Source organism: Caldimonas brevitalea, from assembly GCF_001017435.1.
GTDB classification, from domain to species: Bacteria; Pseudomonadota; Gammaproteobacteria; order Burkholderiales; family Burkholderiaceae_C; genus Caldimonas; species Caldimonas brevitalea.
Map to the genome: position 1 here is coordinate 3,992,415 of NZ_CP011371.1, position 10,874 is coordinate 4,003,288.

At 69.1% G+C, this 10,874-nt stretch carries 1 protein-coding gene (only partly in view); it reads right to left on the bottom strand.

The features are described from left to right. Positions 1 to 10,809: the 5' end (the start) of a non-ribosomal peptide synthetase gene (locus AAW51_RS28270; RefSeq protein WP_053013656.1), read on the bottom strand. It extends 21,660 nt beyond the left edge of the window; the window shows 10,809 of its 32,469 coding nt (coding positions 1–10,809); the start codon lies at positions 10,807 to 10,809; its stop codon lies beyond the left edge, outside the window. Positions 10,810 to 10,874: the final 65 nt, after the last annotated feature.

Genomic DNA, 10,874 nt, shown 5'->3' on the forward strand with positions numbered 1-10,874 from the left:
CACCTCCTGCGCTGCCAAGCTCAGCCCGGGCAGCACCAGCTCGCCCTGCGGTGTGTTCTGCAGCACCAGCATCGCCTGGAAGATCGGGCTGTGGCTGCGGCTGCGCGGCGGCTTCACCACCTCCACCACCTGTTCGAACGGCACGTCCTGGTGGGCATACGCCTCCAGCGTCATCGCCCGCACCCGCTGCAGCAGCTCGCCGACGGTGGGCTGGCCGCTCAGGTCGGCCCGCAGCGCCAGCGTGTTGACGAAGAAGCCGATCAGCCCTTCCACCTCGGTGCGCGGACGGTTGGCCACGGGAGCACCGATCACCAGGTCCTGCTGACCGCTCAATCGCGACAGCAGCGTCGCCCAGCCAGCGTACAGCACCATGTACAGCGTGGCGTCGCAGCGCTTGGCCAACACCTTCAGCTGGGCTGTCAGCTCTCGCCCGAGCGTCAGCGCCACACTGGCGCCGGCAAAACTTTGCAGCGCCGGCCGCGGGCGGTCGGTCGGCAACTCGAGCAGCGCTGGCGCCTGGCTCAACTGCCGCTGCCAATAGGCCAGCTGGCTTTGCAGCCTCTCGCCCTGCAGCCAGCGCCGCTGCCACACGGCATAGTCGGCGTACTGGATCGGCAAAGGCGCCAGCGGCTGGGCGCGGCCCTCACGGAATGCCGCATACAGCGCTCCCAGCTCGCGCACCAACACCCCCATCGACCAGCCGTCCGAGACGATGTGGTGCATCGTGACGAGCAAGACGTGTTCGTCCGCGCTCACCCGGACCAGGCGGCCCCGGATCAGCGGACCCTGGCTCAGGTCGAACGGCGCTTGCGCCTCTTCGGCGGCAATGCGCCGCAGGTCCTCTTCGGAGCCACCCGCCAGATCGATCAGTTGCAGGTCGAAGCCGGCCGGCTCGACGATCACCTGCACCGCCTCGCCGTCCACCGTCGCGAACACCGTGCGCAGCGCCTCATGCCGCGCCACCAGCGTGTCCAGCGCCGCACGCAGCGCCGCCCGGTCCAGCTCACCGCGCAGGCGCAGGGCGGCCGGCAGGTTGTACACCCCGACGGCACCGTCCAGCCGGTCCAAGAACCACAAACGTTGTTGTGCCCACGACAGCGGCAAGGGCCGGCTGCGATCGGCTCGCCCGATCGCCCCATCCTCGCTGAGCGCCGTCGCCTCCAGGCGTTGCGCCAGGCCCTGGACCGTCGGCGCATCGAACAGCGCCTTCAGCGCCACCTCCCGGCCCAGCACTTGGCGGATGCGCGCCATCAGTTGCACCGCCAGCAGCGAATGCCCGCCGAGGTCGAAGAAATGGTCATGGCGTCCGACCCGCTCGACCCGCAGGATGTCCTGCCAGACCGCCGCCAGCGCCTGCTCGGTGCCGCCCACCGGGGCCTCGTACTGCTGCGCCTGCAGCGCGCCGAAGTCCGGCGCCGGCAGCGCGCGCCGGTCGAGCTTGCCGTTGGGGGTCAGCGGCAGACGCTCCAGCACCACAAAGGCGCTCGGCACCATGTAGTCCGGCAGCCCCGCCTTCAGGTGCGCACGCAGGTCCTCGAGCGCGAGCGTCTCTTGTGCCGTCGCCGCCGTCACATAGGCCACCAGCCGCGTGTCGCCCGGCACGTCCTTGCGCGCCAACACCGCCGCGTCCTTGACCTGAGGATGGCTGCCCAGGCGCGCTTCGATCTCGCCCAGCTCGACGCGGAAGCCCCGGATCTTCACCTGATGGTCGTTGCGCCCCAGGTACTCGATCTGGCCGTCGGCCCGCCAGCGCCCCAAGTCGCCGGTCTTGTACATCCGTGCATTGGGCTCGTCGCTGAACGGATCGGCGCTGAATCGCTCGGCCGTCAGTTCCGGTCGATGGAGATAACCACGGGCCACGGCGAGACCGCCGATGTAGATCTCGCCCGGCACCCCGATCGGCACCGGTTGGCGCCGACCATCCAGGAGGTAGATGCGCGCGTTGCCGATCGGCCGGCCGATGTCAGGCAGCTCCGGCCAGGTGTGGGCCGCGCCGTCCAAGGTCAAGGCCGTGACCACGTGGCTTTCCGTCGGGCCATAGTGGTTGTGCAGGCGGCACCCCGGCAAGTGCTTGAACAGGCTGGCAATGGCAGGCGTGATGCGCAACTGCTCGCCGGCGGTGACCACGTCTTCCAAACACGGCAACGCCGGCAGCTCCACCGCCACGGCTTCAGCCAGGTGATGCAGTGCGACGAAGGGCAGGAACACCCGTTGGACACCTTCTTCACGCAGCAGCCGCACCAGGGCTGGCGGATCTCGTCGCGTCGCCTCGTCGGTCAGGATCAAGGTGCCGCCGGTCGACCAGGTGGCGAAGGTCTCCTGGAATGCGACGTCGAAGCCCAGGGCCGCGAACTGCAGCGTCCGCTGCGGCCGACGGAAACGAGCATCCCCGCGGTGCCATTCGAGCAGGTTCACCAGCGCCCGATGGGGCATGGCCACGCCCTTGGGCACGCCCGTCGAGCCGGAGGTGTAGATCACGTAGGCCAGATGGTGGGGCGCGAGGCCGATGGCTTGCGGATTTGGGTTGCCCGGGTCCCGCTGTGCAATGACTTCCCAGTCGGCGTCGAGCGAGACGACCCGGGCCGTCGTGGCCAAGCGGGCCCGCAACCGTTCCTGCGTGAGCACCACCGGCGGCGCCGCGTCCTGCAACATCTGCTGCAAACGCTCGCCCGGGTACGCCGGGTCCAGCGGCACGTAGGCGCCGCCGGCTTTCAGGATGCCCAGCAGGCCCACCGCCATTTCGAGCGAACGCTCGACGCAGATCGCCACCGGCTGGTCGGGGCCGACGCCGAGCGTACGCAAATGGGCGGCCAGCTGGTTGGCGCGCGCGTTCAGCTCGGCATAGCGCAGGCGCCGCCCCTCGTACACCACCGCCACCGCGTCCGGAGTGCGGCGCACCTGTGCCTCGAACAGCTCATGCACCGTCAGGTGCTGCGGATATGGCTGTGTCGTGGCGTTGAACGCCTGCAGCACTTGCTGCCGCTCCGTGGCCGGCAGGATCGGCAGCGCCAGCACCTGCGTTTGCGGCGCTGCCTCGAGGGCTTGCGCCAGGCTTTCGAGCGCCCTATGCATGAGGCCCGTGACGCGAGCGGCCTGAACCCGGTCGTCCACCTGCGCGCCGATCAGGAAACCGTCGCCCACGTCGTCGACCATCAGCGAGAACGGGTAGTTGGTGCGCTCCTGCGTCGCCAGCAGCTCGACGCCCAGATCGAGCGCCGCCTGGCGGCCCCCGCTGCTGTGGCGGTAGTTGAGCATCGTGGTGAACAAGGGTGCGCCGCCGCCGAGCGCGCTGCAGTTCTGTGCCAGCGCCAGCGAGGCTTGCTCGTGTCCGAGCAGCTGCCTCAGTTCGCGCTGTGCCTGCTGCACGACCTCACCGACGGCCACATCGTTGAGCTGCAGCCGCAACGGCAGGGTGTTGATGAACATGCCGAGGGCGCGGTCGGAGCCGGCCACCCCCTGCAAGCGCCCGAGCAGCACGGTGCCGAAGACCACGTCGTCGCGCCCGCTGCAGTGCGCCACCACCATCGCCCAGGCCACGTGGAACAGCGTCGCCGCGCTCACGCCCAGGCGTTGTGCGAGGCCGCGCAGCCGCTGGCCCAGCTCGGCCTCCACCTCGCGGCGGGCTTCGTCGATGTGCTGCCCGCCGCCCCGCACGTCGAGCAGCCCGAACGGTGCCGTGGGTTCCCCCACGTCACCCAGCTTGGCGCGGAAGAAGGTTTCGGCATCGCTCTTTTGCGCCTGCATCAAGGCCTGCGCCACGAAGCCTCGGTAAGGCACCGGCTCGGGCAGAGATTGGGTTTCGCCGCGCAGATGGGCCGCCACTTCCTGCAGCACGATGTCCAGCGACACGTGGTCGTGAACGATGTGATGCAGCTGCAGCAGCATCAGCCACCGGCCGCGGCTTTCGTCGGCGGCCACGTCCAGGCGCACCAGCGGAGCCTGCTGCAAGTCGATCGCCAGCTCGGCGTTCTGCAATCGGGCCTGGAGCCGGGCGTAGGCATCCTCGCCTGGCGCCAGCTCCAGCGGCTGCAGCGTCAGTTCGGCGTGCCGCCATACCACCTGCACGGGCCGGGGCTGCCCCTTCCACACCACCGCGGTGCGCAGCACGTCGTGCCGGTCGATCACCTGCTGCAATGCCTGTGCAAACCGCTCCAAACGCTCGCGCGTTTCGAACGCCAGCAGCGCGGGCAGCACGTAGACGTCGCGCTGCTCGTTGAGCATGTGGTGGAACAGTATGCCTTCCTGCAATGGCGCCAACGGGTAGATGTCTTGCACATTGCAGGCGCCGCCGGGCACGTGGGCCACGATGGCGTCGATCTGCGCCGGGTCCAGCTCGACCAGCGTCAACATCTCCGGGGTGATGCGGTCGCACTCCGGGGGGATCAGACAAGGTGCCACGCCCGGGCTGGGCGCGGCGGTCCGGCTCAGGCCGGCGGCCAGCTCTGCCAGTGTGGGGTGGGCGAAGATGCTCGCCACATCGGCCTGCCATCCCGCCTCTCGCAGCCGTTCGATCAACTGCACCGCCAGCAGCGAGTGCCCGCCCAGCTCGAAGAAGTTGTCGTGCCGCCCGGCACGATCGATGTGCAAGATGTCCTGCCAGATCCGCGCCAGTGCCTGCTCGGCGTCACCCAGGGGGGCTTCGTACGCGCGCGCTGTCAGCGCGCTCAGCTGCGGCGCCGGCAAGGCGCTCCGGTCGACTTTGCCGTTGGGGGTCAGCGGCAAGCGCTCCAGCACCACGAACGCGCTCGGCACCATGTACTCGGGCAGCGCCGCCTTGACCTGCGCACGCAGGTCGTCGACCTCGGGTGCACCCTGCGCTGCTGCCGTCACGTAGGCGACCAAGCGCTTGTCGCCGGGCATGTCTTCACGCGCCATCACCATCGCCTCGTCGACTTGGGGATGGGCACGCAGCAGTGTTTCGATCTCGCCGGGCTCGATGCGGTAGCCGCGGATCTTCACCTGGCGGTCGTTGCGACCCAGGTAGTCGATCCGGCCGTCCGCCCGCCAACGCCCCAAATCGCCGGTCTTGTACAGCCGCGCGTTCGGGCCGTCGCCGAACGGGTCCGCGATGAACCGCTCGGCCGTCAGCTCCGGCCGGTTCAGGTAGCCGCGCGCCACGCCGGCCCCGCCGATGTAGATTTCCCCGGCGACGCCGATCGGCACCGGCCGTCTCGAGGTGTCGAGGATGTAGATCTGCGTGTTCGCGATGGGGCGCCCGATGGGCGGCAGGCCCTCGCCTCGCGGATCGCACAGATGGAGTGTCGCGCACACCGTCGTTTCGGTCGGCCCGTAGGCGTTGAAGAAACGCCGCCCCTGGCTCCAATGCCGCGCCAAGGCGCCCGGGCAGGCTTCGCCGGCGACCACCAGCGTGCTCAGGTCGTCGAGTGCCGCGTCGTGCGGCAATGCGCCCACGGCGACCGGCGGCAAGGTGGCATGGGTGATCTGCTCGCCGCGCAGCGTGCGCAGCAGGGGTTCCCCCGGCAGGAGTTGTTCGGGCGATGCCAGATGCAAACTGGCGCCGCTGGCCCACGCCATCGTGCACTCCCAGGCGCAGGCGTCGAAGCTCGCCGACGCGAACTGCAGCACCCGGCTGCCCTCGCCGACACCGAAGGCCTGGATCTGCAGGGTCGCCAGGTTGCACAGTCCGCGGTGTTCGACCATCACACCCTTGGGCGCGCCGGTCGAGCCCGAGGTGTAGATCACGTAAGCGAGATGGTGGGGTTCGAGGCCGATGGCCGTTGCCGCAAGGTTGCCGTCGTCGTGCCCGGCGATGAGGGGAGCGTCCTGATCCAGCAGGACCACCTGCGCGGTGGTTGTTGCCACTGTGGCGCGCAGCCGCGCCTGCGTGAGCACCACGCGCGGGGATGCGTCCTGCAGCATGTACTGCAGGCGCTCCCTTGGATAAGTCGGGTCCAGCGGCACATAGGCGCCGCCGGCCTTCAAAATGCCCAGCAGACCCACGGCCAGGTCCAGTGATCGTTCGACGCAAATCGCCACCAGCGTGTCGGGGCCGATGCCCCGCTCGCGCAGGTGCCGCGCCAGCTGGTTCGATCGGGCGTTCAGCTCGGCATACGTCAGGCGCTGGCCCTCGAACACCGCGGCCGTTGCCTCCGGGCAGCGCCGCACCTGCGCTTCGAACAGCTCGTGGAACAGACTGTCATGGGGGTAAGGCTGCGCGGTCGTGTTGAACATCTGCAGCACCTGCCGGCGTTCCTCGCTGCCCAGCAGGTCCAGCTCGCGGATCGGGCGCTCGAGGTCTTGCACCATCGCGCCTAGCACCGCCTTGAAATAGCCCGCCCAACGCTCGACCGTCGAGGGATCGAACAAGGCCGTGGCGTATTCGAGCGTGCCCGAGAGTTCGTCGCCCACCTCCCGCAGCGAGAGCGTCAGGTCGACCTGTGCGCTCGTGCGCGGCACTTCCTGGGGCGTGAGGGTCAGCCCGGGCAGCACCAGCTCGCCCTGCGGCGTGTTCTGCAGCACCAGCATCACCTGAAAGAGCGGGCTGTGGCTCAGGCTGCGCGGGGGCTTCACCGCCTCCACCACCTGCTCGAACGGCACGTCCTGGTGGGCGTAGGCCTGCAGCGTCGTCGTCCTGACGCGCCGCAGCAGCTCGCCGACGCTGGGCTTGCCACTCAAATCGGCTCGCAGCGCCAGCGTGTTGACGAAGAAGCCGATCAGCCCTTCGACCTCGGTGCGCTGGCGGTTCGCCACCGGGGCGCCGATCACCACGTCTTGCTGCCCGCTCAGCTTCGACAGCACCGTCGCCCAGCCGGCGTACAGCACCATGTACAGCGTTGCGTCGCAACGTTTGGCCAGCGCCTTCAGCTGTGCCGTCAGCGGTGCTCCCAAGGTCAGCTCCACGCTGGCGCCAGCATGGCTTTGCACGGCCGGTCGCGGACGGTCGGTGGGCAGCTCGAGCAGCGCCGGCGCCTCGCTCAGCTGCTGCTGCCAGTAGCCGAGCTGCGCTTGCAGCGTCTCGCCCTGCAGCCAGCGCCGCTGCCACACCGCATAGTCGGCGTACTGGATCGGCAAAGGTGCCAGCGGCTGGGCGCGGCCCTCGCGGAAGGCTGCATACAGCGCTCCCAGCTCGCGCACCAGCACCCCGATCGACCAGCCGTCCGAGACGATGTGGTGCATCGTCACCAGCAGCACATGTTCGTCAGGGTTGACGCAGAGCAGCCGCCCGCGGATCAAGGGACCCTGGCCGAGATCGAACGGTGCCTGAGCCTCCTCCGCCACAATGGCGGCGAGTTCGTGTTCGGACTTGCCCCCGAGGTCGAGCACCTGCAGCGGGAAGCCGGCTGGCTCGGTGACCACCTGCACGGCCTCGCCGTCCACGGTTGCGAACACGGTGCGCAAGGCTTCATGCCGCGCCACCACGGTGTCGAGCGCGGCCTGCAGTGCCGCCCGGTCCAGCTGGCCGTGCAGGCGCAGCGCGGCCGGCATGTGATAGGCCGCCCCGATGCCCTCCAGTCGGTTCAGGAACCACAGCCGCTGCTGAGCCCATGACAAAGGCAAAGTGCCACTGCGGTCCGCGGGCTCGATGTCCTGGCCCTGTGCCACCGGCGCGCCGCCCAGCTTCCGAGCCAGTCCGCGTACCGTGGGTGCTTCGAACAGATCGTGCAGCGCCACCTCGCGGTCGAGCGCCTGCCGCATGCGAGAGATCAGCTGCACGGCCAGCAAGGAATGCCCACCGAGCTCGAAGAAGTTGTCGTGCCGTCCGACCCGCTCGACCTGCAGGATGTCCTGCCAGATCGCCGCCAGCGTTTGCTCGGTGTCGCCCACCGGCGCCTCGTACTGCTGCGCCTGCAGTAAGCTCGCATCGGGCGCCGGCAGCGCACGCCGGTCCACCTTGCCGTTGAGTGTCAGCGGCAGGCGCTCCAGCACCACGAAGGCGCTGGGCACCATGTAGTCCGGCAGTGTTGCCTTCACGTGCTCACGCAGCGCCTCCGCTTGCGTTGCCTGCGCGCCGGTGTAGTACGCCACCAGCCGCTTGTCACCCGGCACGTCCTCGCGCGCCAGCACCACCACGTCCTGGACCTGCGGGTGTACGCTCAAGCGCGCCTCGATCTCGCCCAGCTCGATGCGGAAGCCCCGGATCTTCACCTGCTGGTCGTTGCGCCCCAGGTACTCGATGTTGCCGTCCGAGCGCCAGCGCCCCAGGTCACCGGTCTTGTACAGCCGCGCGTGCGGCTCGCCGCTGAACGGGTCGTCGATGAACCGCTCGGCTGTCAGCTCAGGCCGGTTCAGGTAGCCGCACGCCACCCCGGCGCCGCCGATGTAGATTTCCCCCGGCGCCCCGATCGGCACCGGCTGACGCTGCTCGTCGAGCAGGTAGACCTGCGTGTCGGCGATCGGCCGTCCGATCGGGATGCCGGTCGCGTCTGCCGCCACCGCCTCGATGGGGTAGGTCGTCGCAAAGGTGGTCGTCTCGGTCGGCCCGTAGCCGTTGAGCAATCGCTGCGGTGCACTCTCGCCCAGCACCCGCGCGATCGTGCGGGCGTCCAATGCGTCCCCGCCCACCAGCAAGCACTTGAGCTGCCGGAACACGCTGCCGAGTGCCTGCGCGTACTGGTTGAACAGGCCCACCGTCAGCCACAGCACGTTCACCCGCTGGCGCAGCAGCTCCTGGGCCAAGCGCTGCGGGTCGAGCACGTCCTCCTGGGCCACGATCACCACCCGGGCTCCGTTGGCCAGGGCACCCCAGATCTCGAAGGTCGAGGCGTCGAAGGCGGGGTTGCTGCAGTGGCCCAGGGTGTCGTCGGGCCCGATCTCGGCATAGCCGTTGGCCACCACCAGGCGGTGGATCGCACGGTGGGGCACCACCACCCCCTTGGGTTGGCCGGTCGAGCCGGACGTGTACATCACATAGGCCGGGCTGCCGGCGGCCTGCACCACCGTCGGGTTGTCGGCCGGGCCGTGGCTGAGCAGGTCCTCGTCCAGCACGGTCCAGCGCACCGGCGCTCGGCAGACCGCCTGGGTAGTGGCGATCGCCCGTTCGGCGCGGCAGTCGTCGATCATGAACTGCTGCCGCTCGAGCGGGAACTGCGGGTCCACGGGGACGTAGGCGGCGCCGCACTTGAGCACCGCCAGCTGCGCGATCACCATCTCGGTGCTGCGCGCCATCACGATGGGGATCAGCTCGCCGGGCCGGGTGCCTTGCCGGATCAGGTGATGTGCCAGCCGGTTGGCCCGTTCGTTCACGTCGGCATAACTGAGCGTTCGCACGCCGCAGACCAGTGCCACCGCCTCGGGGCGCTGGCGGGCCTGGGCCTCGAACAGCTGGTGGATCAGCTGGTCGCGTGCACAGCCGCTGTGGGTGGCGTTGAAGCTGTGCAGCACCTGCTGCCGTTCCTCGGCACTCAGCAGGTCCAGCGCAGCGACCGGCCGCTCGAGGTCTTGCACCAGGGTCGCCAGCGCGGTCTTGAAGTAGCCGGCCCAGCGTTCGATGGTCGAGGTGTCGAACAAGGCGGTGGCGTATTCCAGCGAGCCGGTGATCTCGTCGCCGACTTCCTGCAGCGACAGTGTCAGGTCCACCTTGGCGGTGGTGTGCGCGAGCGTCTGCGGTGTCAAGGTCAGCCCGGGCAGCACCAGCTCACCCTGTGGTGTGTTCTGCAGCACCAGCAGGGTTTGGAAGATCGGGCTGTGGCTGCGGCTGCGCGGCGGCTTCACCGCCTCCACCACCTGCTCGAACGGCACGTCCTGGTGGGCGTAGGCCTGCAGCGTCATGTCCTTGACCCGCTGCAGTAGCTCACCCACGCTAGGCTGGCCGCTCAAGTCGGCTCGCAGCGCCAGGGTGTTCACGAAGAACCCGATCAGCCCTTCGACCTCGGTGCGCTGGCGGTTCGCCACCGGGGCGCCGATCACCACGTCTTGCTGCCCGCTCAGCTTCGACAGCACCGTTGCCCAGCCGGCGTACAACACCATGTACAGCGTCGCGTCGCAGCGCTTGGCCAGCGCCTTGAGTTGGGCGGTCAGCGGGGCACCCAAGGTCAGCTCCACACTCGCGCCGGCATGGCTTTGCACGGCCGGTCGCGGACGGTCGAGGGGCAGTTCCAGCAGCGCTGGGGCATCGCTCAGCTGCTGCTGCCAGTAGCCGAGCTGACCTTGCAGTGTCTCGCCCTGCAGCCAGCGCCGCTGCCACACGGCATAGTCGGCGTACTGAATCGGCAACGGCGCCAGCGGACTGGGCCGGCCTTCCCGGTAGGCCGCATACAGCGCGGCGAGTTCCCGCACCAGCACGCCGATGGACCAGCCGTCCGAGACGATATGGTGCATCGTCACCAGCAGCAGGTGTTCGTCCTGGCTCAGCTGGATCAACCGGCCTCGAATTAAGGGGCCTCGGCTCAAATCGAATGACGTCCCCTCTTCTGCTTCGATCTGAGCTTGCACCGCATGCGCGCGCTCGGCCGGAGAACGCTGGCTCAGGTCGACAACCTGCAGCGCAAAGGAAGCGCCAGGCGCGACGACTTGGAACAGCTCGCCTTCCTCGGTGGCTGCGAACGCCGTGCGCAGGGCCTCGTGCCGCGAGACGATGGTGTCGAGCGCCGCCACGAGCGCATCCCGGTCCAGGGTGCCCTGCAAGCGCAGCAGGCCGCGCATGTGATAGGCGGCATCGGCCCCTTGCAACTGGGTGACGAACCACAAGCGCTGTTGCGCCCAGGAAGCCGGCAGTGGATGCCCACGGTCGGCCGGCTCGATCGGCATCAGCGCGGGCTGCTCGGGCCGTGCCGCGGCACTGCTCTTGAGCGTGCGCAGCAACAGCTCGCGCTTCAGCGCTTCCAGATCCCTGGGTGCATTCTTGCTCATGGTGTCCCCTGATTTTTCGTATTGCGGACTTGCGTCCTGGATTCGTCGGTCGCGGCGGCTCCTGG